The organism is Streptomyces sp. B21-105 (assembly GCF_036898465.1).
Lineage (GTDB): Bacteria > Actinomycetota > Actinomycetes > Streptomycetales > Streptomycetaceae > Streptomyces.
Map to the genome: position 1 here is coordinate 4,630,931 of NZ_JARUMJ010000001.1, position 25,799 is coordinate 4,656,729.

15 protein-coding genes and 5 pseudogenes are annotated in these 25,799 nt (G+C 68.7%); 10 read left to right on the top strand and 10 right to left on the bottom strand.

Annotated features, from left to right (window positions below; all coding sequences use genetic code 11):
• The first annotated feature begins 208 nt into the window (after positions 1-208).
• From QA802_RS20865 to QA802_RS20880, 4 genes and pseudogenes are all read left to right on the top strand, one after another.
• Positions 209-1,198, top strand: coding sequence for a DUF2637 domain-containing protein (locus tag QA802_RS20865; protein ID WP_334524897.1), 990 nt, complete (start codon positions 209-211; stop codon positions 1,196-1,198).
• 129 nt (positions 1,199-1,327) lie between these two features.
• The gene (locus tag QA802_RS20870; RefSeq protein WP_443042154.1) at positions 1,328-1,981 is read left to right on the top strand and encodes a MobC family plasmid mobilization relaxosome protein; all 654 of its coding nucleotides are present in this window, start codon (positions 1,328-1,330) and stop codon (positions 1,979-1,981) included.
• Positions 1,978-3,676 (top strand): annotated as a pseudogene (locus QA802_RS20875) (mobilization protein). Before QA802_RS20870 ends, QA802_RS20875 begins: the two are co-directional and overlap by 4 nt.
• A gap of 370 nt (positions 3,677-4,046) precedes the next feature.
• Positions 4,047-4,358 carry a hypothetical protein gene (locus tag QA802_RS20880; protein ID WP_334524903.1) on the top strand — a complete coding sequence of 104 codons (312 nt, stop codon included), beginning with the start codon at positions 4,047-4,049 and terminating at the stop codon, positions 4,356-4,358.
• Here the strand turns inward: QA802_RS20880 and QA802_RS20885 are convergent.
• The 6 genes and pseudogenes from QA802_RS20885 to QA802_RS20910 all read right to left on the bottom strand — a co-directional run.
• A pseudogene (locus QA802_RS20885) lies at positions 4,336-4,536 on the bottom strand (IS30 family transposase); the annotation flags it as partial. The gene QA802_RS20880 and the pseudogene QA802_RS20885 sit on opposite strands and share 23 nt — an antisense overlap.
• Before the next feature lie 80 nt (positions 4,537-4,616).
• Positions 4,617-5,174 (bottom strand): hypothetical protein, encoded by a 558-nt coding sequence (locus QA802_RS20890; RefSeq protein WP_334524906.1) that lies wholly within the window; start codon positions 5,172-5,174, stop codon positions 4,617-4,619.
• Positions 5,171-6,421, bottom strand: coding sequence for a DUF7224 domain-containing protein (locus QA802_RS20895; protein ID WP_334524909.1), 1,251 nt, complete (start codon positions 6,419-6,421; stop codon positions 5,171-5,173). Before QA802_RS20895 ends, QA802_RS20890 begins: the two co-directional genes overlap by 4 nt.
• The gene (locus QA802_RS20900) at positions 6,418-7,164 is read right to left on the bottom strand and encodes an ABC transporter ATP-binding protein (RefSeq protein ID WP_334524912.1); all 747 of its coding nucleotides are present in this window, start codon (positions 7,162-7,164) and stop codon (positions 6,418-6,420) included. The genes QA802_RS20895 and QA802_RS20900 overlap by 4 nt, the downstream gene beginning before the upstream one ends.
• A gap of 64 nt (positions 7,165-7,228) precedes the next feature.
• Positions 7,229-7,657 (bottom strand): hypothetical protein, encoded by a 429-nt coding sequence (locus QA802_RS20905; RefSeq protein WP_334524915.1) that lies wholly within the window; start codon positions 7,655-7,657, stop codon positions 7,229-7,231.
• A gap of 483 nt (positions 7,658-8,140) precedes the next feature.
• Positions 8,141-9,601 (bottom strand): IS1380 family transposase, encoded by a 1,461-nt coding sequence (locus QA802_RS20910; protein WP_334518312.1) that lies wholly within the window; start codon positions 9,599-9,601, stop codon positions 8,141-8,143.
• 128 nt (positions 9,602-9,729) lie between these two features.
• Between QA802_RS20910 and QA802_RS20915 the strand changes: the two are divergent.
• The 5 genes and pseudogenes from QA802_RS20915 to QA802_RS20935 all read left to right on the top strand — a co-directional run.
• Positions 9,730-15,335 (top strand): annotated as a pseudogene (locus QA802_RS20915) (DNRLRE domain-containing protein); the annotation flags it as partial.
• A complete protein-coding gene (locus tag QA802_RS20920; protein WP_334524918.1) occupies positions 15,320-15,682 on the top strand; it encodes a hypothetical protein in 363 nt (120 codons plus the stop codon). The pseudogene QA802_RS20915 and the gene QA802_RS20920, both read left to right, overlap by 16 nt.
• Positions 15,683-15,947: 265 nt before the next feature.
• Complete coding sequence (locus tag QA802_RS20925; protein WP_334524920.1) at positions 15,948-16,274, top strand: hypothetical protein; 327 nt, start codon at positions 15,948-15,950, stop codon at positions 16,272-16,274.
• 34 nt (positions 16,275-16,308) lie between these two features.
• Positions 16,309-16,420: pseudogene (locus QA802_RS20930) on the top strand (DNA-binding protein); the annotation flags it as partial.
• A gap of 259 nt (positions 16,421-16,679) precedes the next feature.
• On the top strand, positions 16,680-17,582 hold the full coding sequence (locus QA802_RS20935) for an LLM class flavin-dependent oxidoreductase (RefSeq protein WP_334524922.1): 903 nt from the start codon (positions 16,680-16,682) through the stop codon (positions 17,580-17,582).
• Between the two features lie 137 nt (positions 17,583-17,719).
• Here QA802_RS20935 and QA802_RS20940 read toward each other — a convergent pair.
• Positions 17,720-17,968: pseudogene (locus QA802_RS20940) on the bottom strand (LLM class flavin-dependent oxidoreductase); the annotation flags it as partial.
• 347 nt (positions 17,969-18,315) lie between these two features.
• On the opposite strand from QA802_RS20940, the gene QA802_RS20945 reads away from it, so the two are divergent.
• Positions 18,316-19,185 carry a Cof-type HAD-IIB family hydrolase gene (locus QA802_RS20945; protein ID WP_319165751.1) on the top strand — a complete coding sequence of 290 codons (870 nt, stop codon included), beginning with the start codon at positions 18,316-18,318 and terminating at the stop codon, positions 19,183-19,185.
• 181 nt (positions 19,186-19,366) lie between these two features.
• Here the strand turns inward: QA802_RS20945 and cydD are convergent, their stop codons facing one another.
• The 3 genes from cydD to QA802_RS20960 form a co-directional block, all read right to left on the bottom strand.
• A complete protein-coding gene (gene cydD / locus QA802_RS20950) occupies positions 19,367-22,993 on the bottom strand; it encodes a thiol reductant ABC exporter subunit CydD (protein WP_334524927.1) in 3,627 nt (1,208 codons plus the stop codon).
• A gap of 115 nt (positions 22,994-23,108) precedes the next feature.
• Complete coding sequence (cydB, locus tag QA802_RS20955) at positions 23,109-24,113, bottom strand: cytochrome d ubiquinol oxidase subunit II (RefSeq protein ID WP_334524930.1); 1,005 nt, start codon at positions 24,111-24,113, stop codon at positions 23,109-23,111.
• A 20-nt stretch (positions 24,114-24,133) separates the two neighbouring features.
• Entirely contained in the window at positions 24,134-25,642 is a 1,509-nt protein-coding gene (locus tag QA802_RS20960; protein ID WP_334524933.1) for a cytochrome ubiquinol oxidase subunit I, read from the bottom strand.
• Between the last annotated feature and the right edge of the window lie 157 nt (positions 25,643-25,799).

Genomic DNA, 25,799 nt, shown 5'->3' on the forward strand with positions numbered 1-25,799 from the left:
AGAGGGGGCCGCGTGGGAGCCGACGAGTAACGAACGTCTCCTACGACTCCTTGACGAGCCGTATCGCACTGCCCTGGAGAAGCCGTCTTGCCTTCCTTCCGCCCGATAGCCCTGGCCGCCGGCCACGGCAGCCGCCTTATCCGCGTCAGCACCGCCCTGCGCCCGCTGGCCCCGGCGGTCGAGCACTCACATCCAGTGGGGGCGTAGCGTGAACCGCAAGGGACGCATCACCCTCGTCGTCGGCTTGGTGGCCGTCGTCCTCATGGCCTTCCGGGTCTCGTGGAACGCGCTGTCCGACGTGGCCCGCGCCATCGGCGCCGACTCCATCGCCGCCCTGCTCTACCCGATCGTTGTCGACGGGCTGATGGCCCTCGCTCTGGTCGCCACGCTCGTGCTGACCGGTACCGACCGGAAGTTCGCGCTGCGGGTCCTGGCGACCTACACGATCGCGAGTCTCCTGCTGAACTACGTGCACGGCCTCATTCCGGCCCTGCACACCACGTCGATCCGGTGGGGCCGACTGGCCGACTGGGACCCTGCGAACTGGGCCCTCGTACTGCTGGCGAGCTCGCTCCCGGTCGGGTCGATCTACTTCGGGTCGGACCTCGTGGCGAAGGTGTTGCACCACAACCCCGAGTCGTCCGACTCCGCCGAAGCAGCCTCTGCCAAGTCGGTTAATCCGGTAGCCGACGAGCGGGCCGCACGGTCGGCTTCTGACCAGGCCGAACCGGTCCCCGAGCAGCCGACCGAGTCGGCCGCCGTGAAGGTCGCCGAGGCGGCCGTGACGAGGCCGACCGGGGCCGACGAGTCGGCCTCCGCCACCCGACCGCCCCCGTCGGCTTCCGCAGCGAAGTCGACCGGAGCCGCCCCGCGTCGGGCGACCGGTCGGGTCCGCGACACCGCCAAGTCGACCGCCGAACGCACGCGCACCCGCACCGACGCCGAAGTCCTCGACGAGGCCCGACTCCTGACCGCCGACTGGAGCGACGACCGGCTAACCGCCGAGCGTCTGCGCAGCGAACTACGGATCGGCCAGAAACGCGCCCGCGCCCTGCGCGACCAGCTGCAGGCCGAGCGCACCGGCCAGGACGCCGAGCCCACAGCGTACGACGGCTTCGAGGCCGGGCCTCTCGACGGACTCGACGAAGCCGCCCAGCGGCAGAGGGAACTCGACAGAGCCCCCGCCGGCACCGCCTGACCCTCGCTAGTGAACCGATCGCCCCACCCCGCCCGCTCACCCCCATGCCTCCGTGCCCACGAGCGCAGGGGCACGGGGGTTGTGCACAGCGAACGCATCCGGCACCAGCACCCCACGGAGAACCGATCGATGCACAACCGGCACCACGAACCCCCATCGCACCGGCAGGAGATGATCACCACTCCAGCCACAACCGCGCCAGCAAGGTATCCCGCTGGACCGTCCAAGGACGGCCGCAACGGGGAAGTCTCCGCCCCGAGGGTGGCGGAGGACCTCGGGCGCCAGGGGGCACCCGAGGGGGAACAGATCGCCGACACCGCCGCCGCCCAGCTGCCGCGCGCTGCCGAAGCCGCCGCGCTGCACCGTGTCGCCCGCCGCCGCCAGCCCGACCCGAACGGCCAGCGCAAGCAGCGTGTCGACGCCCGCTACAGCGTCGACGAGAAGACCGAGATCCTGCGCATGGCCCGGTCGCTGAACATCGCCAGCGCCCACTATGTCGGCGCTGTCGTCATGGCCCACGTCCAGGGCGACCTCGCCCTGCCCGGCCAGCGAACCCCGCTCGACGACTACATCGACGAACTGACCGCCCTGCGCAGCGAGGTCGCCAAGATCGGCCACAACATCAACCAGATCGCCAAGAAGCTCAACTCCGGCGGCCATCCACAGCCTGGGGATACCGCCGTCCTGGCCCAGGCCGAACGCACCCTGACCGCGGTCGGCGCCACCGTCCGCCACATCGCCACAGCCGCGAACCAGGCCGTCACCAAGAAGGCCGCCCGATGATCGCGAAGATCCGCAGCGGCAAGGAAACCGCCGGACTGATCCGCTACCTGTTCGACACGAAGAAGGCCAAGGACCACACCGACCCCCATCTGGTCGCCTCCTGGGACGGCTTCGCCCCCGACCCCGGCCGCGCCGACGACTTCGACGCCACCAGGAAGCTCCTCGTGGCCGACCTCGACCTGCACGTCAAGCAGGCCAGACGGCTCGGCCGCGCGCCCGAGCAGCACGTGTGGCACTGCTCGATCCGCGCCGCCGAGAGCGACCGCATCCTCAGCGACGAGGAGTGGGCCGACATCGCCCGCCGCGTCGTCGCCGCCACCGGCATAGCACCGCAAGGCGATCCGGACGGCTGCCGCTGGGTCGCGGTCCGTCACGCCCCCGACCACATCCACATCGCCGCCACCAAGGTCCGCGCGGACCTGCGCACCGCACGCCACTGGAACGACTACCTCACCGCTCGAGAAGGAATACGGCCTGTTCCAAGTGGTCCGCGGAGACCGCACCGCTGCGAAGCGGACCACCCGTGCCGAGCAGGAGAAGGCCCGCTGCGCCGGCCAGGACAAGCCCGCCCGCGAACGGCTGCGCACCACCGTGCGCACCGCCGTGGCCGCCGCCACCAGCGTGGAGGAGTTCGTCCACCTGCTCAACCACCTCGACGGCGTACTCGTCGAGATCGTCCACTTCCCCTCGGGTGACGTGCGCGGCTACAAGGTCGCCAGCGAAGACACCACCACCGCCGACAACGAGCCCGTCTGGTTCTCCGGCTCCGAACTCGCCCCGGACCTCTCCTTCCCCAAGATCCAAAAGCGCCTGGAGAGCATCGACCCACAGCCCGCCGACCAGCCAGGCCGGCGCAGGCCCAACCCTTGGCACCAGGCCACCGCCGCCGCCGAACGCATCCCCCACCACCTCGACCAGACGGACGACGAAGCCTCCCAGGCCCACCTCGCCGCCTTCGGCGAAGCCCTCGACGCCCTCCCCCTCCTCGCACCCCAGCCCCTGCGCCCCCAACTCCGAGAGGCAGCGACCGCGTTCGAGCGCGCCACCCGCTCCCGCATCATGGCCGAACACCACCACGCCCGCGCACTGCGCGGCACCGTACGCGCCATGCTCCGCGAGCCCGCCCCCAAGGACGGCGCCGTCCTGGCGATGTTCCTGGACGCGGCGATCCTCGTGGTCCTTGCCGCTGCCCGCTGGCACCAGCTCCGCCACCACGACCAGCAGGTCGCCGCCGCCCAGCAGACACTGCTCCACCTCCAGGCCGCCTACGACCAAGCCGCAGCCGCACCCCTGGCCACTCTCGCGCAGCGCCAGCCACCCCAGCAGGCCGTGGAACGGCAGATCCGCCGCCTACGCCAAGTCGTGCCCGAGCACGCCGAGCAGATCATCGAAGACCCCGCTTTCGCGGCTCTCACCACCGCTCTCGCCGAGGCAGAAGCAGCAGGACACGACCCGGAACGGCTCCTCCAGCAGGTCGCCGACCAGCGGGCCCTGAACGACGCCCGCCGCCCCGCACGAGTCCTGGCCTGGCGCATCCAACGCCTCAGCGAAAGGCCGGCACCCAGCGCACAAGCCCGCGCAGCACAAGCCCACAGCCCAGCCCGGGCCGACAGCGCAGCACAGCGACCCGACACCCCACAGCACACGCCCTCTGCCGCCCCGGCCCCGCAGCCGTCACAGGCACGGCGGCGCTGATCACGACCGCACGCACGGCCTGGGAGTGTCCCGTCCCGTCATGGGTGTGTGGGCCATGACCGGGGCGCGGCAGTGGGTCTTTCGGAGCTCAAGGTGCGGCAGGGCTGGCAGGGCAAGGGCTGAGCCCGTCGGTGAACGCGTGCCCACCTTGCCCAAGAGCCCTCACGACACATCCGTCCGAGGCAACCGGCGCCGCCGTCCCCGGCGCTCACGCACCAGCGGCGACCAGCGCAGTGAACGACTCCAGCCGCTGGCGCTGACCGGCGGAAAAGGGCGAAACATAGCCAACGATCGCCGGTTGGGCAAACCGGCGATCCGCCGGGCCATTGATGCCTGCACCCACCCGACTCCCGTACAGGGGAGCACCCGTATGCCCGAAACCGACATCCGATCCCGACCCCGACCCCGACCCGACATCGTCGCCCTCCTGTGCGACGCGGACTTCAAGCGCCGGCCTGACACCAACGCCTACAGCCACCGCGACGGACGCCCGTTCAGCAAGGAGGAACAGGCCCTTGCCTTCACCGCCACCCGCGTCGAACTCGAAGAGGTGAGCGAACAGCTCACGCGGTACCGGGAATACCGCCGTACATGGAAGGAAGCGCCGGAAGCCTTCCAATGTTTCCTCGCCCCGTTCAAACAGCTCACCGAGAAGACGCTTACACCATCACAGGGGACGTGACCATCTTGCGGGGTCGGTTATTGATCGCCAGGGCGACGGCTTCGAGGTCCTCGGCGGACCACCGGGACAGGTCGGTGTCCTTCGGGAAGCACTGACGCAGCAGCCCATTCGTGTTCTCGTTCGTGGGTCGCTGCCAGGGCGAGTACGGATCGGCGAAGAAGACCTTCGTCCCGGTCTCGAATGTTGAAAACCCCAAGTCCGGACGTGCCGTGCCGGACAAAGGCCGGGGTCGTGGTCCCACCACGACCCCGGAGGGGGCTACGGCTTTCCGGAGGCTGTCATAGAACGGATGCCTGCGGCTGCCAGCAGCACCGCTGTCAGGGCCCACGCTGGGATGCTGTTCGACGGATACAGGACCACAGCCCACCAGGCATGACTTCCTGCCGGGCCCCGTCCCGCGACGATGCTGGCGATCAGCAGCATCATGCCCGCAGCGATCCCTGACGCGGTGTTGCCCACCTGGGCGATCAGGAGACCGACGCAGGTCAGCAGCATGACGTTGCGGGCGGTGTCGAAGCCTGTGATGTAACCCGCTGCCAGACACAGGGCGAAGGCGGACGCTACGAATGCCGCATCGATAGCGACGACAGGAACTGCAGCGGTCCGTTCGATGTGGTCGGCGCGTCGGTTGAGGCAGTACAGGACCGCGGAAGACACCAGCAGGGGAGTGAAGTAGGCGAAGGGCGCGACGCCACTGCCGTTGAGAGCGGGCAGCTCGATACTGCTCGTTCCTGAAAGCTGGCATACCACGGCCATCAGGATGATCGCTCCAGCTGCGGTCCACCACTTCCGCACTGCTGTCACATAGAGTCTCACTGCGCTCCCTGCAGCAGGCAGGCATGGTTGAGGACCTGCTGCGTGAACCAGGCGGACTGCTGCTTCACTGGCTTGTCGAGGACAGGACCCACGAGGCTCCACAGCTGCGGATCGGTTATCTGGCGTACCTCATCCTTGTCGCCTGCAACGGCAGTGGCCCATACGAGCTCTGGAGCGGACGGGCCTCCGCATGCCTGCTTCCCATGCTGGGCTGCAGTTCCTTCGACAGCCGATATCGCCATGACATCGCCAGCCGTTTGGTACTGGGCCTGCTGGTGAAGGGCAGGGAGTGCCCAGTGCAGCCGCCATACACCTGGCGCGAGTTTCACTGACGGCGAGAGGATCTCCATCCGCTTCGGTTGTGTGACGCCAGCGGCGACCAGGGCGTTGAGCGGATCGCGGGTGCTGCGGCGGATCTGCGGGAGGTAAGAACGGTACTCCGGTGGCACACAGATCTGCGGGGCGGTGCCGGAACATACGGAATCAACTGCACGGCCCCTTGACGGGTTGCTGAAGCCCCATCCGCTGACTGCGGCATGTCCGACAAGGAGTGCTGCTGCGACGACCGCTGCGCCGGCGGGGAAGAAGATACGGCGGGAGCCGATATGGGTGAAGAGCCATGCGACAGCTATGAGACAGCCGGTGAAAATCCATGGCACGAAGTAAATCTCGGGCTGGTGGACATCGGTAATGGTGGATGTTCCGTCGATGAACCCGCCGAGGTGCCTCAGCCATGCGTTGGACATGGCATGTGGCATCGTCAGCCAGGCCCAGCACAGGGCTGCTGCTGCTGGTGCGGCAATACTTCGGGGAAGACGTCCGCCGGCGTACCAGCCGATCACGGCCCACTCGGTAGGAACGATGATCATGTGTGCCAGTGCGGTCCATCCGGCACCGGAAGGAAATACTCCGGTATTGATTCGTGCCAGTACGACGGCGAAGACAAGAAGTGCGGCTCCTAGAGCGGCGGCAGGAGCACCGATGAACAGGATCAGCGACCATCGTGACCGTGCGGATGCGGTCAACATGGGGCGTATGTGTCGCATCCGCCCCGAGTCCCATGCGGCACATGCGGCGACGGCCGGGGCGACTGTGGCCAGAGCGTAGATCGTGCTCTCGCCCGACTCGACTCCGTAGTGGGATGGAACGGTGGAAACCGCACTCTGCATGTACAGGTACACGAACAGGGCGGCCGGCAGGATGACCCATAGGGCCGCCGAACGACGCAACTGATGCCAGAGGATCACCGGGATCCTCCTTCGAGGACAGCAGTGTAGGCGTCTTCCGCGGCACGTTCCGAGTGGACCTGGGTGCCCGAACGGGCGAGAAACGAAGCCACGGGTCCGCTGAACAGGACCCTTCCCCCATGAAGGACCACGACGTCGCTGAAGGCTTCGCTGATGTCGGCGATGTCATGGGTGGAGACGATCACATGCGTTTCGTTCCGCAGCGACGCGATGAGCTGAAGGAAAGATCTTCGCTGCTTCGGGTCGAGTCCTACGGTGGGTTCGTCAAGGAGTAGGACCTTGGCACGGTGGACGAGGGCCTGAGCGATTGCGACACGCTGCTGCTGTCCGCCAGACAGATCACTGACCTTCCGGTCCGCCTGCCTACCAAGCCCTACACGTTCCAGCGCCTCACCAGATGCGCTCGAGGCGTCGCGCTGCGTCATGCCCTTGAGCCATCCCGCGTAGGTGACGTGTTGCCGGCAGGTCATCCCCGAGAGGAACGAAGGCTTCTGCGGGAGCCACGCCACTGATGCGCGGTAGGCCGCGGACTGTTTGCGGTTCCACGGGCTCAGGCCGTCGAATGTCACGTCTCCGGACCGTGGGCGCAGTGCGCTCGCGCCGAGCGACAGCAGTGTGCTCTTGCCTGCTCCATTGGGTCCGAGGAGAACGGTGGCTCCAGAAGTGAAAGCAAGGTCAAGGCTCTGGATGACGTCATCACCTCCTCGATAGCGGAAGGTGCAGTCGCGGAAGGTGAGAGTCATGGAGGACCTTTCTGGGCGCCGGGCCCTGCCGCATGGTGTGCAGCGGGGCCCGGCGAGGTACCGATCAGTAGTAGACGGCCACCGACTGGACCGTCACGGGAGCGTAGACGTTGGACCCGTAGTCGATCACGAAGTAGTAGTCACCGCTGCCGTGGCCGTCCCACGTGGCACTCGATGTGGCACCGGAGTTGAAGCAGTTGGTGAAGTTCGCGTTCGTGTACTTCGGGTCAGGCCCGAAGGTGTCCTTACGCAGCATCACGCCCACGGCTTTGGGGAGGCCGCCACCTCTGTTGCAGCTGGTGAACTTAATAGTCGTGGAACCGCCGTTGTCGGTCCAGCGACGTGACTCGAAGTCATTGCCAGCGCTGGTGATGTGACTGGTCCAGGATGACGCCTGAGCGGGCACCGCGAGAACGCCGACAGCTGCCGCCGCTGCCGCGGTACCGATGATCATGGCGCGCTTGCCTGCGCGGGTCATCGTTGAGCCGGTCATGAAATGACCTTTCTGTAGGGCGAGTTGACATCGTCAACCTCATCAAACCCTAGAAACTGCACAGGATGAATGTAGATTCTCATGTGATGGTGATCTCATATGTGACTGAGTGTTCGCTTTGACTCCACGATCGTTCGCGTGTATCCGCACGCCGCCGTCGGGGCCCGTCAAGAGAGGAGCAGGCAGGCGAGCCGACCGCCCATGTCCTATGAGCGGCAACGGCAGTTGGTGGCGGGGTGGAACTTCGATATTCAGCAGCGCCCGACAGCGGATGGCTACACGTACACGCTGCCGTTGAAGGCCAAGGGTCTGACCTCGATTCTTCACTGGCGGTGTGACGCCGGTCGGCTCGGCGACTTGCCCGTAATATCCCCTGCCGTTCGAGGATGGGCCGTCGCGTGACGCTGCGGGGCGTCGGGTTCCACGGGCCCGAGGGTGCTGCGGGTTCCCTCCTCTCCGGTGTCGTTGGGGCGGGGCCGGTCGTCAGGTGTCGGCCGGGAGGCCGGTTGCGTGTCGCCAGGCGGTGGCGAACGCGGGTGCCCAGGGCCAGGTGCGGTCGAGGTGCAGGGTGCGCCGGCGGGCGTGGGTGGTGAGGCGGGCGGGCAGGTGATAGAGCTTCGTCCGGATTGTCTCCGGTTCGGCGGCGGCGAGTTCGGGTTCGTCGTGCAGGAGGAGGAGTCGGGTCCAGGCGTCGAGGTCGGCGGCGAGGGTGGCGGCCAGCATCCAGGCGGCGTTGAGCTGGAAGGACTTGGAGGGCAGTAGCCCGAGCCCGACTCTCTTGATCGCTTTGATGCGGTCCTCGACCTCGGCGTGATCACGGTAGAGAGCGTCGACGAACCACACCTGTCCGGAGCCTGGGACCCCGGAAAGCCCCTGGTGGGTGGGGATGTTCGTGGCGACGATCTGGTAGCGCCAGCCGGTGCGCTGCTCGAACGCGGTCAGCTTCTTCAGGTCGCGGCGCGAGGGTTTGACCCGGCGCACGATCAGCCGTGTCCCCTCGGGCCAGCCGGTCAGGTCGCGGACCCCGGTCAGCTCGGCGACCTGGTAGGTGACCTTCTCCCCGTCCGGGCCCTTGATCTCGTGGACCTCGCCGTCCTGGCGCAGCGCGTCACTCCACACGTCCGCGGGCAGCAGTGCGATCGCTCTCTCGTCGGCGGTGTTGATGGCCCAGCCGGTGATCCAGCGCACCCGGCGGCGGCTGGTGGTCAGCGCCTGCAGATGCTCAAGGAGGCCATGACTGAAGGCCGCGCCGTCGATCCGGATCAGCAGCTTCGACCACAGCGGCAGCGGGAGCTGGTGCAGGGCTGCCGCGAGGACGCTCTTGTGGTCGGCGATGTCGTTGGCCGCGGCGTTGCCCGGCCGCAGCAGCATCGTCACGCATTCGCGGGTGTTGGCCAGCCAGGCTCCCAGCGGGTGATGCCCGTAGCTGCCCTTGAACGTGCCGGCCGCGCCGTCCTTCTTGCTGGTGCAGGTCACGAGGGTGGCGTCGAGATCGAGGACGTACCAGTTGGTGAGCTTGCGCCCGCATACCGAGATCCAGGGAAACCCGCCGGGGCGCAGGGCGAGCAGCGTCCACACCCCACGCCGTATCACGGCACGGACGCGCTCCACCCGGGCTGCGACCGGGCCGTCGATGGCTTCCAGCGTGCGCCACAGGGTGCTGTCCGAGACCGGACAGGGGAACAACGGCCGCCAGTGATGCTGCAGTTGCTCGGCCTGCAGGATGTTCCTCGCGCCGAGGACGATCGCGCAAGCCAGCTGGACAAGGGCCATCCCGCGATCCCGCCACCCCGGCCCGACGCCCTGCGGCAGCGCGGCGGTCAGGGCCCGGGTCAGCCCGACGCGGTCCGCTATCCGGCGCAGCAGCACCACGCCCGCGTGCCCGACCAGGTTCTTGCCGTCGGCCCGCACGACGAGCCGGTGATTCCATTCGGTAGCCTGCACCTGTCGGGTGCCCCCACTCTGCGACGTTCTTGATCTAGGAAATCCAGATCATCGCAGGTCAGGGGCACCCTTCTGCTGTCAGGTCGTCACATCGCTGGCGGACGGCCCTCGTAGCTGAATACACGAGGATGAAGGTCAAGCAGCAGGCCGACGGAAGCCTGTTGTTCACCGACAGGAAGAACAAGAAGCGGTCCGTCATGCCCGCCCCGGTGATGTGGGACGCCACGGTCGACAAGGTCTCCGGCGAGCACACCAATCGGGCCAAGGTCGACATGAAGGTGGTCCAGCGCAAGGGCGCGGTCGACCTCGTCATCACGCCGGACGCGAAGTTCCTCGCCAACCCCGAGACGATCTTCCCGGTGACCGTGGATCCGTCCACCTCGTCGCTGGGCAATGTTTTCGACACCTACGTACAGCAGGGTGAGACCGTCGACTGGTCCACCGACACCGAACTGGACCTCGGCAACCCCGGCACGACGAACAGCGACGGCACCCCGCGCACCGCCAGGTCGTTCATCACCTGGAACACCGCGCCGATCTCCGACGCGCTGGTCTCCAGCGCGAAGCTGAGCCTATTCAACTTCCACTCCGGCAACACGACCTGCGCCGCCCAGTCCTGGGAGGTATGGGCCGCCGGCAAGGCGTCCACCGCCTCGCGCTGGACCGCACAGCCAGCCTGGACGGCGAAGAAGGCCACGTCCACCGAGACCAAGGGCAACCCGGCCTGCACCTCGGCCCCGGACGGCTGGATCAACGCCGACGTCAGCACCCTGGTGCAGGAGTGGGCCTCGGCGAAGAACGCCACTTCCGGCATGGGCCTGCGCGCCACCAGCGAGACGGTGACCGCCCAGTGGAAGAGGGTCAACTCCGCCAACAACGCGGCCAACCCGCCCAAGCTGGTGGTCACTTACAACTACCGGCCGCGCACCGGCACCAAGCAGGAAGCTGGCCCGCCCTACTTCTCCTACGGCGGCGCCTACACCGTCAACACGGTGACGCCGACGCTGCGCGACACCTTCGTCGACCCCAACGGTGACAAGGTCAACGGCACCTTCCAGATCTTCGACAACGCCACCAACACCCAGGTCGGCGACGTCATCGTCTCCCCGTTCGTGCCGTCCGGGCAGGCCGCCTCGGTGACGGTCCCCGCCGGGGTGCTGGCCAACGGCAAGACGTACAAGTTCCGCACGTCACCCTACGACGGAGTGCACTACAACACCGGCTGGTCGGCGTGGAAGACCTTCACCGTCGACACCACCGCTCCCCCCGCCCCGACGAAGATCGTCTCGGCGGACTACCCGAGCAGCGCGTGGGTCAAGGGCGCGGGCCAGGCCGGTACGTTCACGGTCACCCCGCCCGGCTCGGACCACAACTGGCTCGAATGGTCCCTCGACGTCGTGACCTGGACCAAGACCGCCACCAGTGGTGCCACTGGGGACAAGCCGATCTCGATCGCACCCGCGCGTGACGGCACCCACACCGTGCAGGTGCGCTCCGTCGACAAGGCGGACAACAAGTCGGAGGCGATCGAGTACACCTTCCACGCGGGCCCCGGCGGGTTCATCCAGCCGAGCGAGGGCGAGCGTACTGCCCGCCGTCTGCCGCTGGTCGCCGAGGCCGACGCGGCCAAGTACGACAGCGTCTCCTTCCCCTGGCGCCGCTCGGAAGCCGACCCGTGGGTGACGATCCCCGCCGGTGATGTCACCTCTGGCGGCACCGCGTTGACCGCTTGGCCGGTGGCTCTCAGCGGCGGCAAGAACGCCGCGCTCGTCTGGAATGCCACCAGCACGGTCGACCCCGACGGCACCGTACAGATCAAGGCCGACTTCACCGGCCCCAACAGCGCCACCGGCAGCACCCAGCCGCTGACGATCGTCGTCGACCGCAACGCGGCCGGCGCGGCGTCCGACGAGATCGGCCCCGGCTCGCTGAACCTGCTCACCGGTGACTTCACCCTTTCCGAGAGCGATGCCTCCTACCTCGGCCTGTCCGTGAACCGTACGGCGTCCTCCCGGACCCCGACGCCGGGGCGAAGCAGGAGGGACAGGTCTCCATCTTCGGCAAGGAGTGGACAACCGGCACGGCGGCGGAGCTGACCGACTCGGACTACAGCCACCTGCGCCAGACGTCCGCAACCGCCGTCGCTGTCATCACCGCCGATGACAGCGAACTGCACTTCACTGCCAACGCTGCCAAGACCGGGTGGATCCCCGAGCCCGGCGCCGAAGACCTCACGCTCACGGGCAGTGTGAGCGGGAGTTTCACGCTCTCCGATACCGACGGGGCGGTCACCGCCTTCACCAAGCCCGACGCCGCCGCCACCACTTGGCAGGTCTCCTCTACGCTGCTGGACGGCTTGGCGAACTCCACCACCGTCGTCTCAGAAACGGTGACCGTCGACGGCAAGAAGCTGGCCCGCCCCAAGCGGGTCATCGCGCCGAGTTCCGGCGCTACTGCCGCCGCCTGTACCGCGGCTCCGGCGACCAAGGGCTGCCGGGCCCTGGAGTTCGTCTACGCCGCCTCCACCACCGCCACCAGCAGTGTCTTCGGTGACTTCACCGGGCAGGTGAAGGAGATCCGGCTGTGGTCCACCGCTCCCGGCGCGGCCACGGCGACCAGCAAGTCGGTCAGGACGTACCTCTACGACGAGTCGGGACGGCTCCGTCAGTCGTGGCATCCGCAGATCTCTCCCTCCCTCAAGACGGAATACGCCTACGACAGCGCGGGCCGCGTCACCCAGGTCACGGCTCCCGGCGAACTGCCGTGGACCTTCGCCTACGGCAAGGCCGGATCCAGCAGTTCAGCCGGTGACGGCATGCTGCTCAAGGCATCCCGCCCCGGCCTGAAGCAGGGCACCGCCGACACCGTCGAGGGCGAGGCCGCCACCACCGTCGTCTACGACGTTCCACTCAGCGGGGCCAACGCCCCGTACCAGATGGCCGCCGCGAATGTCGCCGCCTGGGGGCAGACGGACGTCCCCACCGACGCCACCGCGGTCTTCCCCGCCGACGCGACACCAGCCGGCAACTCCGGCGACAGCCTCGGCGCCGGCTCCTATACCCGGGCAGGCGTCACCTACCTGGGCATATCCGGCCGCGAGGTCAACAGTGTCACCCCCGGCGGACACGTCACCACCAGCGAATCCGACCGTCATGGCAACACTGTCCGTGAACTGTCGGCAGCCAACCGCTCCGTCGCACTGGGCACCACTCCCGCCGACAAGGTGACACAAGCCGAACTCGGCATCGGGCAGCTGACCTCGGCCGAACGAGCCGAGCTGCTGTCCACCCGCTCGGTCTACAACGAGGACGGCACACGGGAACTGGAGGAGTTCGGCCCGTTGCGCCGGACCGACCTGACCTCGGATCTCAAGTCCGGTGCCACCACCTTGGTGGCGGCCGGAAGCCCTGTGACCGCTCGTAGTTGGACGGTCAACGAATACGATTCGGGACGCCCGACCGATGGCACTGCCACAGTCAAGGACCAGGTCACCAAGGTCACGACCGGGGCCCAGGTACGCGAGCACCCGGGCGTGCAAGGGGAGACCCGTGTAAACCAGACCGAATTCGACTGGGCCAAGGGCGTGGCCACCAAGACGGTCCAGGACCCGGTAGGTCTGGCGATCACCACCTCGACCGAGTACGACGCCCAGAGCCGGGTCACCAAAGAAGTTCCGCCCGGCTCCACCGGTTCTGACGCCGCCGCTCGCGTGACCACCTACTGGTCCGCCACGGGTACCGGCGCCTGCGCCGGACGGCCCGAATGGGCCGACCTGGTCTGTTCCGTCGGCCCGGCCGGTGCGATCACCGGCGGGGGAACCAATCCCACCGAGCTGCCGACCACCGCCACGGAGTACGACTGGTGGGGCAACGCGGTGAAGGTGACCGACGTCGCCAACGGCGTCACCCGCACCACCTCCACCAGCTACGACAGCGCCGGCCGGCCGACCACCGCACGCGTCACCGGAGGCGTGGGCCAGGCCGTACCCGACAGCACCACCGAGTACGACCCGGCGAGCGGCAAGACCATCAAGACCACCTCGCCGACCGGCGGGACGATCACAGAGGCGTTCGACAAGCTCGGCCGACAGATCTCCTACACCGACGCCGACGGCGGTGTGACCACCACCGAGTACGACCAGCTCGACCGGCCGGTCAAGAGCACCGACAACGCGCCATCGACCGTCACCTTCACCTACGACCACGCCGCCGAACCACGTGGTCTGGCGACGAAGACCACCGACTCCATTGCCGGGGTATTCACCGCCGCCTACGACGCCGACGGATCCGTCACGTCCGAGAAGTTGCCCGGCGGCTACACCCTCACCCAGACCGAGGACACCACAGGGTCGGTGACCGACCGCGTCTACACCCGCGACAGCGACGGTGCCGTCCTGGTCACCGACACCGTGACCGAGTCCGTACACGGCCAGATCACCATCCACGCCGGCTGGTCCGACCAGAGCTACGGCTACGACGCGGTCGGTCGGCTCACTTCGGTACAGGACACCGCGGACACCGTCTGCACCCGCCGTACCTACGGCTTCGACCAGCGGACCAACCGCACCTCCCTCGGCACAGCCACCGCGGCGCCGGGGACCGACTGCCCCACCACCGCGGACACCACCAAGAACTCCACCTACGACAGCGCCAACCGCCTCACCGACACCGGCAACAGCTACGACGCGTTCGGACGCACCACTGCTCTGCCCACACAAGGGACTGTCGGCTACTTCGCCAACGACCTCGCATACCAGCAGACCGCGAACGGCAAGCGGCAGACCTGGCAGCTCGACGCCGCCCACCGCTTCCGATCTTGGAAGACCGAAACCAGCAGCGGCACCACCTGGACGCAGACCGGGTCCAAGCTCAACCACTACGACGGCGACGGCGACAACCCCCGCTGGATCGTCGAGGACACCGCCACCGGCACACTCACCCGCAACGTCGACTCCGCCGCCGGCGACCTCGCGGCGACCACCAGCAAAACCGGCGATGTCGTCCTGCAGCTCACCAACATCCACGGTGATGTCGCCCTCCAGCTACCGCTGGACACCTCCAAGGCGCCCATCGCCCTGGACAGCGACGAGTACGGCAACCCGCGCAGCGGACAGGCTGCTGCCCGCTACAGCTGGCTCGGCGGCAAACAGCGATCCGCTGAAACCCTCACAGGACTCACGCTGATGGGCGTACGCCTGTACAACCCGACTACCGGACGCTTCCTGTCCACCGACCCGGTCTACGGCGGAAATGCCAACGCCTACGATTACGTGCACGCCGACCCGGTCAACCGCTTCGACCTCGACGGAAAGTGGAGCTGGCGCAAGGCTTGGAAGAGCACCAAGCGATTCGTCAAGAAGTACAAGTGGGACATCGCGCTGACCGCGGCCAGCTTTGTCCCGGGACTGGGCGCGGCGGCTTGGGCCTATCGCGCCTACCGGGTGGTGCGGGTGGCACGCCTGGCCCACAAGCTCAACTACGCTCGCGGCAGCATCCGTGCCACGCGCGCCACCGCCTGGCTCGCGGGACGCATGTGGACCGGCCGTGGCGCCGTCCGAGGGGTGGCCAACAACGGAGCCAGGATGTGGTCGCGGGGCAAGTACTCCTACCGGTCAGCTGCCCGGAAGGGTAAGTTCGGCCGGTCCTCGAACCTCACTTGGGGCGCGAAGAACCACCACAACTACTTCAACTTCCACATCAACCACGTAAGGATCTCTCGGTGGGGTCGGTACTGATTGACCGCTCGTCTTGGCCGCAGGACGGAAGGATCGGTCGGATCACCGCGGGCGAGTACGCGGGGTCATACCTGCTCCTCGCCGCGGAGATCAATGACTCGTGGGCCTTCTACATCAGTGAAGACCCGCGAACCGGCAAAGTCGACGAGCTCGAAGCCGACGACTTCTGGGCCACGGAGGAGGACACACCTCTGCTCGTCGAGGAGATGGCGGTTGACTGGGCCGCCGACTCGGAAGACGAGGCGCTGGAAAAAGAGATCTTCGACATCCGCAGCGAATGGCACAAACGGCGCCGTAGAGGCTCCATGATCCGGTCACTGTTCCGACGTCCGGGACAGCCCGACTGATCTACCTGGGGGCCACCGGCCGGAGCGGACTTCCGGCCGGTGGCCCCACTCGCAGAAGCGGCCGCAGTCGCGGACAACCGCTGCGAGGGTCCACCGGCCTGCGGCTGTCTCCCGATCAGGCAGGTGCCCATGCCTACATCCCGTGAAGGAAGCAGGATGTTTGCCGCGCACGACAGTTACCCACTCGTCCGGGCCGGGGCCCGGTTCGAGAACGGCCTGCTGGTCGAACGCACCGAAAGCCACGCGGCCTGAGGAGAATGCCCACATGACCGTCTCCGACACCTACGGCACGAACTCCTACACGGCCAAGGACTTGGCCGGCCTACTCGCCGACCGACTCGACGTGACCTTCACCGAACGCGAGAGCGACTACCTCGGCGTCTACTTCCTGGCCACCCTCGCCGACACGACCCGCCTCCAGATCCAGCCGAACGCCATTCCCGGAGACGACGGGGAAGACGATCTCTACGACGACGAGCACCCCGACGTGTCGGTACTCCTGCTCATCACCTCGCCAGCCGCCGCCGAGCCTCTCAACGACGAACTCTCGGCGATCGGAGGACTCACCAGGCTCCGATCAACTCGAAGCTGAGCAACTGCCGATCCACAAGTCTTGACTATTGCTCGCGGCTGTTGCCGAGATGGCACTACACCAGCCCGGGCCAGTGGCCATCCCGACGTCCGACGTCGACGACATGGCGCGGCTGTGCGGTGACCATCCGGCTCATCGGCATCTGAGCGGGGAAGCGCCGTTGTCAGCAGTACGTGCGACCGCGGCCGCTGTCGCAGGTGTGTACGCAGCGGAACTGACGGATCGGGCGTGATGGGGAACCTTGATGTGAGGACCTGGCGGTGATCGCCCGTCGACGAGATGACGACCGCTGCGGGGCTGCGTGGTGCGCGGTTGAACGTCCCTGATGCAGAGCCGGCGGACGCAGGAGCCGCACAGGGTGACGGACGTCCAGAGCCCATCGAGTACCGCCGTAGGCTCTGAGGCATGAGTCTGCGCCTGAGCACCGTGATCCTTCCGTACCGCCGCTGGAATGAAGGCGGCCGTGCGGCCTGGCAGCGCGCAGAGGAACTCGACTTCTACACCGCGTACACCTATGACCACCTGTCCTGGCGGAGCTTCCGTGACGGACCCTGGTTCGGCGCTGTCCCGACCCTGACCGCCGCCGCGACTGTCACCCGGCGCATGCGCTTGGGGACCCTCGTCACATCGCCTAATTTCCGGCACCCAGTGCCGTACGCCAAGGAGCTGATCTCCCTTGACGACATCTCCGGCGGCCGGTTCACGCTGGGTGTCGGTGCAGGCGGCGCAGGATTCGACGCCATCGTGCTCGGGCAGGAGGCGTGGACGCCGCGCGAGCGTGGCGACCGGTTCGCCGAGTTCGTGCCGCTGCTCGACCGGCTGTTGACCGAGGGTTCGGTGTCGTACGAGGGCGCCTTCTACTCCGCGCATGAGGCGCGCAACATCCCGGGCTGTGTGCAGCGCCCGCGGCTGCCCTTCGCGGTGGCCGCGACCGGGCCGCGCGGGCTCCGCCTCGCCGCGCGGTACGGGCAGGCGTGGGTGACCACCGGGGACCCCAAACTGTTCGAGTCGGGCACCCCCGAGCAGTCGGTTCGGGCTATTCGCGGACAGCTCGAGAAACTGGCCGACGCGTGCGCTGAGCTCGGCCGCGATGAGGCCGAGCTCGGCAAGGTCCTGCTCACCGGTTTCACACCGGACCGTAGCCGTCCGCTGGAGTCCCTGGACGCGTTCGTGGACTTCGCGGGCCGACACCGGGAGCTGGGGTTCACCGAGATCGTGATGCACTGGCCGATCCCCGACTCGGACTTCGCCGCGGATGAGAAGGTCTTCGAGCAGATCGCCATGGAAGCGCTCGCCCAGCTGCGCTGAGTGGTCATTGGCCTTCTACAAGGGCCGAGGGGCTGGGGGCCGAGGTAGTCTGCCCATCTGCCCGTCACAGGGTTTGCCAGGCGGCCAGCCCTGCGAACATGTCCTCAACATCTTGGCCGCATTGTCGCAGGTCACGATGTGGTGGGCGAAAAAGGCTTGACTGACGTCACCAGGGTGCCCAGGCGCAGGCGGTCCGTGGCCGTGGCGGCGGCGGTGAGGGTGGGCAGGGCTCCGAACCAGGGGCCGTCCCGGAAGGACCGCCAGGACAGGTGGTCGTAGGTGTACGCGGCGTGGAAGCCGAGTTCCTCGGCGCGCCGCCACTTGGCCCGGCCTCCCTCGTGCCAGCGGTCGACGGGAAGGATCACGGTACTCAGCCGCAGGTTCATGCCCCGAGCCTACGTCGGGCCCGGAGGTGTCTCCCCGCACCCCCGGAGCGCCACGGCCCCACGCCCGGCAGGGCCACCGGTCCTCACGGCCGCCCACCCCGCCGGGGCCCCGAAGCGTCACGGCCGCACACCCGGCAGGGCGAGCGTCACGGCCTCTCGCCTGCTCAGGTCCACGAGCGTCACGGCCGACACGCTCGGTCGCGCCACCAGCACCTCACGGCGGCACGCCCGGTCGGGCACCGGAGCTACCGCGCCGGCCCTCGGCATCGGGCCGACTGCACCGCTTCGGCCCCGCAGGCGGGCGGCCCCTCGCACGATCGTGCGGCCATCTGCGGGAGAATGGCCCGGTGACCTCAGCGACTCGACAGCCCGAGACCCCGGCCGCCGCCCTCCCGCCGCGGCTCATCGCCACCGATCTCGACGGCACACTGTTGCGGGACGACCAGTCCGTCTCCCCGCGCACGGTCGCCGCCCTCGCCGCCGCCGAGGAGGCGGGCATCGAGGTCTTCTTCGTCACCGGCCGCCCGGCCCGCTGGATGGACGTCGTCAGCGACCACGTGCACGGGCACGGACTGGCGATCTGCGGCAACGGCGCCGCCGTGGTCGACCTCCACGGCGGCCCCGGCGCCCACCGGTTCGTGAAGGTGCGCGAACTGGCACGGGAGAACGCGCTGGACGCAGTCCGGCTGCTGCGCGAGGCCGCGCCCGGGACCATGTACGCCGTCGAGCAGACGTACGGCTTCTACCAGGAGCCGGAGTACCCCAAGATGCACATGGAGATCCCCGACCACCTCGCTCCGGCCGAGCAGCTGCTCGCTCAGGACGCGCCCGGGGCCGGTGAGCCGGTGCTGAAGATCCTCGCGTTCCACCCCACGATCGACCCCGACGCCTTCCTCACCGTCGCCCGGCTGGCCATCGGCGACCGTGCCAACGTGACCCGCTCCAGCCCCAGCGCCCTGCTGGAGATCAGCGGCCCCGACGTCTCCAAGGCCAGCACGCTCGCCCTGTGCTGCGCGGAGCGCGGCATCTCCCACGAGGAGGTCGTCGCGTTCGGGGACATGCCGAACGACGTCGAGATGCTCACCTGGGCCGGGCGGTCGTACGCGATGGGCAACGCCCACGCCGACGTACTCGCCGCGGCCTCGGGACACACCGTCGCCAACAACGAGGACGGGGTCGCCGTCGTCATCGAGCAGCTGCTCGCCGAGCGGGGCTAGAACCGGGTCAGGACGGGTCGGCCGCTCTCGGACGCGGCTCCCCTCCCAGACAGCCTCCTGCGTCGCCGACGGCCGTGCCGATCGCCGTGCGGCACGCCCGTGCCTACAGCGGCGGCGAACCCCACGGACCGTGCGGCCACGGACCTTCCAGCCACCAACCCTCCGGTCACGGGCCCTCCGGTCACCGGGTCACCGCCAGGAGCTCCGCGGCTTCCTCCCGCTCGGTCATGCGGCGCAGCGGACCCTCCACGGCGGTCAGCTCCGCGTACGGGCCGCGCTGTACCACCCGCCCCTCGTCCAGGACGACCACCTCGTCGACCGCCGCCAGGCCGGCCAGCCGATGGGTGACGATCAGGGTCGTGCGGCCCTCGGTGGCGGCCAGCAGGTCGTGGGTGAGGGCGTCGGCGGTCGGCAGGTCCAGATGCTCGGCGGGCTCGTCGAGGACCAGAACGGGAAAGTCGGCGAGCAGTGCCCGGGCCAGCGCCAGCCGCTGCCGTTGTCCGCCGGACAGCCGGGCCCCGTGCTCGCCCACCAGGGTGTCGAGCCCGTCGGGCAGGCCGTCGGCCCATTCCAGCAGCCGGGCCCGCGCCAGCGCGTCCCTCAGCTCCGCCTCGCTCGCCCCCTTCCGCGCCAGCAGCAGGTTCTCGCGGACCGAACTGTCGAAGAGGTGCGCGTCCTGGGCGCACAGCCCGACGAACCGGCGCACGTCGTCGCCGTCCAGCGAGCGGGCGTCCACCCCGGCCAGCGTGTACGAGCCCGCGCCGGGGTCCAGGAACCGCAGCAGCACCTGCGCGAGCGTGGTCTTGCCCGAGCCGGAGGCACCCACGACGGCGATCCTGCGCCCCCGCGTCAGTGTGAGGTCGACGCCGGTGAGGGCGTCCCGGTTCTGCCCGGCGTGGCGGGCCGCCAGCCCCTGGACCACGAGCGGGAACGGCGACGCGGGCGCCCGCCCGGGCCGCGCGGGTTCGCGTACCGCTTCGGGAGAGTCCAGCACTTCGAACACCCGCTCCGCGCTCCGGCGCACCCGCTGGCGGTATCGCACGGCCGCGGGCAGTCCGAGGACGGCCTCGAAGGCGGCCAGCGGGGTCAGGACCACCACCGCCATGATCACGCCGGCCAGCCGCCCCTCCGTGACCGCCCGAGCCCCCACGAGTGCCGCGGCGGTCACGGTCAGCCCGGACGCCAGCGCGGTCAGTCCGTCGCCGAGCGCGGTGGCGGTCGCCGTGCGCGAGGCGATCCGGGTGAGCACGGAGTCCGCCTCGCGCACCTCTGAGGTACGGGAGCGCAGGGCGCCCGCCACGGTCAGCTCGGCCGTGCCCGTGAGCAGGTCGGCCGTGCGTGCGGCTAGCGTGCCCCGGGCGGGGGCCAGCCGGCGCTCCGCCCGGCGCGCCACCGCGCCGGTGACCAGCGGGACGCCCACCCCGGCCGCCAGCAGCCCGGCGGCGAGGACGGCCCCGGCCTCCGGCAGCAGCCACGCCGTGAAGGCGACGGACCCCGTCGAGACGACGACGGCGGCGCCGACGGGCAGCAGCCAGCGCAGCCAGTAGTCCTGGAGGGCGTCCACATCGGCGACCAGTCGCGACAGCAGGTCGCCGCGGCGCGTCGTGCGCAGCCCGGCGGGCGCCAGCCGCTCCAGCCGCCGGTAGACGGCGACCCGGGTGTCGGCCAGCATCCGCAGCACGGCGTCGTGCGACACGAGCCGCTCGGCGTACCGGAACACCGCCCGTCCGATGCCGAAGGCGCGGGTCGCCGTCACGGCCACCATCAGGTACAGCACGGGCGGCTGCTGCGAGGCCCGCGAGATGAGCCAGCCGGACGTGGCCATGAGGCCCACGGCGCTGCCGAGAGCAAGGCTGCCCAGCAGCAGCGCGAGACTGAGCCGCCCGCGCCTCGCCCCGGCCATGGCACGAACCCGTGCGAGAACGCCGTCGTCCTTCCCGCCACCGCTCACGCCGGTGTTCCCGCCGGTGTTCCCGCCGAGCTGCGTCCCCAGCGCACCCGGGACGGCCTCGACCGCCTTCTCCGCCACCCCCGCCGCCCCCGCCGAAAGGTCGTGATCGCCCGCGGGGGAGGCCTCCAGGGGGCCGTGCGCCACCGCCCCGGCCGCCGCGCCCGGTCCGGCTCCAAGGCCGGCCTCGGCCTCGGTCTCGGCTTCGGCTGTGATGTCGGCCCCGTCCGCGGCCGGCTCCAGCCGCACCACGCGGTCCGCTACCGCGAGCAAAGCGGGCCGGTGCACGACCAGCAGCACCGTCCGGTCGGCCGCCAGCCGACGCACGGCCGCCACGACCTCCGCCTCGGTCTCCCCGTCGAGCGCCGCCGTCGGCTCGTCCAGGAGCAGCACGGGACGGTCCGCGAGGAACGCCCGCGCCAGTGCGAGCCGTTGCCGCTGCCCGGCGGACAGCCCGGCACCGTCCTCACCGAGTGCGGTGCCGGCCCCACCGGGCAGGGCGTCGACGAACTCCAGCGCGCCCGCGTCCGCCAGCGCACGCCGCACGTCCGCGTCGTCGGCGTCGGGACGCGCCAGCCGGACGTTCTCGACGATCGTCCCTGCGAAAAGGTACGGACGCTGGGGCACCCATGCGACCCGCGACCGCCACTGCTCCAGGTCGACGTCCGCGAGGTCGACTCCCCCGGCCAGCACCCGGCCCTCGGTCGGACGCACGAAACCGAGCAGAGTGTTCAGCAGGGTCGACTTGCCGGCGCCGCTCGGCCCGACGAGCGCGACCGTCTCGCCGGGCCGGACGGTGAAAGTCATGTGCGAGACGGCGTCGGCGGCCCGCCCGGGGAAGCGGACGGTCACATCCTCGAAGGCCAGGCCGCCTCCGGTCACCGCAACCGTGCCCGGCGCCGGCACCGCCGTCTCCAGCACCTCGAAGATCTCCTCGGCTGCCGCGAGGCCCTCGGCTGCCGCGTGGTACTGCGCTCCGACCTGCCGCAGCGGGAGATACGCCTCGGGGGCGAGCACGAGGATCACCAGCCCGACGTACAGGTCCATCTCACCGTGCACGAGCCGCATGCCGATCGTCACAGCGACCAGGGCCACGGAGAGCGTCGACAGCAGCTCCAGCGCGAACGACGAGATGAAGGCGATCCGCAGCGTCCGCATGGTCGCCTGGCGGTACTCGCCGGTGATACGGCGGATCGACTCGGCCTGCGCCTTGGCCCGCCCGAACACTTTCAGCGTGGGCAGCCCGGCGACGACGTCCAGGAAGTGCCCCGACAGCCGGGACAGCAGTCGCCACTGACGGTCCATCCGCGCCTGCGTGGCCCAGCCGATCAGCATCATGAAGACCGGGATCAGCGGCAGAGTCCCGACGATGATCGCGGCGGACACCCAGTCCTCGGTCACGATCCGCGCCAGTACCGCGACCGGGACAACGACCGCCAGCCCCAACTGCGGCAGATAGCGCGAGAAGTAGTCGTCCAGGGCGTCCACACCACGTGTGGCGAGGGCGACCAGTGAACCCGTGCGCTGCCCGCTGAGCCAGCCGGGCCCCAAGGCGGTGGCCCGCTCCAGCAGCCGGCCCCGCAGCTCCGACTTCACGGCGGCGCTGGCGCGGTGCGCGGCGAGTTCGGTGAGCCAGGCGACCAGCGAACGGCCGATTGCCACCGCCACCAATAGCACCAGCGGGGTGCGCAGTTCGGCGACCGTCATACCGTGCTGGAAGGCGCCGACCACCACCTCAGCGATCAGCATCGCCTGCGCGATGACCAGCGCCGCCCCGACAGCGCCCAAGCCGACGACCGCCACCAGAAGGAAGCGGGTGGCCCGGGCGTATCGCAGGAGACGCGGGTCAATCGGTTTCACGTGAAACACCCTCTCCTCGACGGGCGCGTTTCATGTGAAACACGCCCTCTCTCCTCATGGGTGGTGTTTCACGTGAAACACCACCCATTCCGGCCTGCGTCGGCCGTCGCCGGACTCAGTGCACCGGCTCGGCGAGGTGCTGCGTGCCGATCCGCTTGCGGAACACCCAGTAGGTCCAGCCCTGGTAGAGCAGGACAAGCGGGGTGGCGACCCCCGCACACCAGGTCATGATCTTCAAGGTGTAAGGACTCGACGAGGCGTTGGTCACCGTCAGGCTCCAGTCCTCGTTGAGCGAGGACGGCATGACGTTCGGGAAGAGCGACAGGAAGAGCATCGCCACGGCGGCCACGATCGTCACGCCGGAGAAGGCGAACGACCACCCCTCGCGCCCCGCCTGGTTCGCCACGAGGGCCGCGATCAGTGCGACGACCGCCACGACGAGGGCCACCAGACTCTTGGCGTCACCACTGTCGATCTGCGTCCAGGCCAGGAAGACCAGCGCGAGGACGGCGGTCACGACACCGACCTTCGACGCCAGCTTCCGGGCCCGCTCCCGGATGTCGCCCACCGTCTTGAGCGCCGTGAACACCGCCCCGTGGAAGGTGAACAGCGTCAGCGTCACCAGACCGCCGAGCAGCGCGTAGGGGTTGAGCAGGTCCCAGAAGCCGCCCACGTACTCGAAGTTCCGGTCGATCTTGACGCCTCCCACGATGTTGCCGAAGGCGACGCCCCACAGGAACGCCGGGAGGAGCGAGGTCCAGAAGATCGCTGTCTCCCAGTTGCGCTGCCAGTTCTCCTCGGGCCGCTTGGCCCGGTACTCGAAGGCGACGCCGCGCACGATCAGGCAGACCAGGATGAGCAGCAGGGGCAGGTAGAAGCCGGAGAAGAGCGTGGCGTACCACTCGGGGAAGGCGGCGAACGTCGCGCCGCCCGCCGTGAGCAGCCACACCTCGTTGCCGTCCCATACCGGCCCGATGGTGTTGATGAGCACCCGCCGCTCGGGCCGGTCGCGGGCGAGCAACCGGGTGAGGATCCCGACCCCGAAGTCGAAGCCCTCCAGGAAGAAGTAGCCGGTCCACAGGACGGCGATGAGGACGAACCAGACGTCGTGCAGTTCCATGACTGTGCAGCTCCCTCGGCCTAGTAGGAGAAGGCCATCGGCTTGTCGGCGTCCTGGGAGTCGCCGCCGATCTTCGTGGGCGGGTTGAGGTCGGCCTCGGTGAGTTCGGGCGGGCCGGCCTTCACGTACTTGGCCAGCAGTTTGACCTCGACGACGGCGAGGATGGCGTACAGCGCGGTGAAGACGGTCATCGAGAGGAGGACCTCGCCCTGGGAGACCCCGGGGGAGACCGCGTCCCGGGTCTGCAGGACGCCGTAGACGACCCAGGGCTGGCGGCCCATCTCGGTGAAGATCCAGCCCCAGGAGTTGGCGATGAGCGGGAAGCCCAGAGTCCAGATCGACACCAGCCAGTAGAGCCGCGTGAGCTTGGGGCCGAGCGCCTTCTTCCTGAACAGCACCACGTGCGGCACCTCGTCCTCGCCGATCCTCAGGTGCTGCGGCAACAGGAACTTGCGGCGGGTGAGCCAGAGTCCGGCCAGTCCGATCGTGAAGGAGGTCATGCCGAAGCCGATCATCCAGCGGAAGCCCCAGTAGGCGACGGGGATGTTGGGCCGGTAGTCGCCGGGCCCGAACTTCTCCTGCTCGGCCTTGTTCACGTCGTTGATGCCGGGCACATACGAGCTGAAGTCGTCGTTCGCGAGGAAGGACAGCAGACCCGGAATCTCGACAGCGACCGTGTTGTGGCCCTTCTCGACGTCGCCGTAGGCGAAGACGGAGAAGGGGGCGGGTGCCTCGCCGTCCCACAGCGCCTCGGCTGCCGCCATCTTCATCGGCTGCTGCTTGAACATCACCTTGCCGAGGACGTCGCCGCTGACGGCGGTGAGCAGACCGGCGATGACCACGGTGACCAGGCCCAGCCGCAGCGAGGTCTTCATCACCGGGATGTGCTTCCTGCGGTAGAGGTGGAAGGCGGCGATGCCGACCATGAAGGCGCCACCGGTCAGGAAGGCCGCGGACAGGGTGTGGAAGACCTGGGCGAGCGCGGTGTTCTGGGTGAGAACGGCCCAGAAGTCGTTCAGCTCGGCCCGGCCCTTCTCCTCGTTGAGCCGGTAGCCCACAGGGTGCTGCATCCACGAGTTGGCCGCGAGGATGAAGTAGGCCGACAGGATCGTGCCGATCGAGACCATCCAGATGCAGGCCAGGTGGATCCTCTTCGGCAGCTTGTCCCAGCCGAAGATCCACAGGCCGATGAAGGTGGACTCGAAAAAGAAGGCGATCAGGGCCTCGAAGGCCAGCGGAGCGCCGAAGACGTCGCCGACGAAACGCGAGTAGTCGGACCAGTTCATACCGAACTGGAACTCCTGCACGATGCCGGTGACGACGCCCATCGCGATGTTGATCAGGAAGAGCTTGCCCCAGAACTTGGTCGCCCTGAGGTACTTCTCGTTCTCCGTGCGCACCCACGCGGTCTGCAGACCGGCTGTCAGGGCCGCCAGGGAGATCGTCAGGGGGACGAAGAGGAAGTGGTAGACGGTGGTGATGCCGAACTGCCAGCGCGCCAGGGTCTCCGGCGCCAAAGCCAGGTCCACGTCGCCGCTCCTTACTCACGCTTGTGAATGCGTTCACATTCACAAGCCATTATGCCGTACGGGCTTTCGATAGAGAAAGGGGGGTCCCCGCCCACTCGCGGAAACCCCCCACACCCGTCCTGACCAGCCAGAACCCCCTGGCAACCGGACGATGACC

Coding starts and splice junctions, on each gene's coding strand:
- QA802_RS20870 (WP_443042154.1), top strand. CDS start 1,328: ATGCACAACCGGCACCACGAACCCCCATCGCACCGGCAGGAGATGATC.
- QA802_RS20880 (WP_334524903.1), top strand. CDS start 4,047: ATGCCCGAAACCGACATCCGATCCCGACCCCGACCCCGACCCGACATC.
- QA802_RS20900 (WP_334524912.1), bottom strand. CDS start 7,164: ATGACTCTCACCTTCCGCGACTGCACCTTCCGCTATCGAGGAGGTGAT.
- QA802_RS20905 (WP_334524915.1), bottom strand. CDS start 7,657: ATGACCGGCTCAACGATGACCCGCGCAGGCAAGCGCGCCATGATCATC.
- QA802_RS20925 (WP_334524920.1), top strand. CDS start 15,948: ATGACCGTCTCCGACACCTACGGCACGAACTCCTACACGGCCAAGGAC.
- QA802_RS20935 (WP_334524922.1), top strand. CDS start 16,680: ATGAGTCTGCGCCTGAGCACCGTGATCCTTCCGTACCGCCGCTGGAAT.
- cydB (WP_334524930.1), bottom strand. CDS start 24,113: ATGGAACTGCACGACGTCTGGTTCGTCCTCATCGCCGTCCTGTGGACC.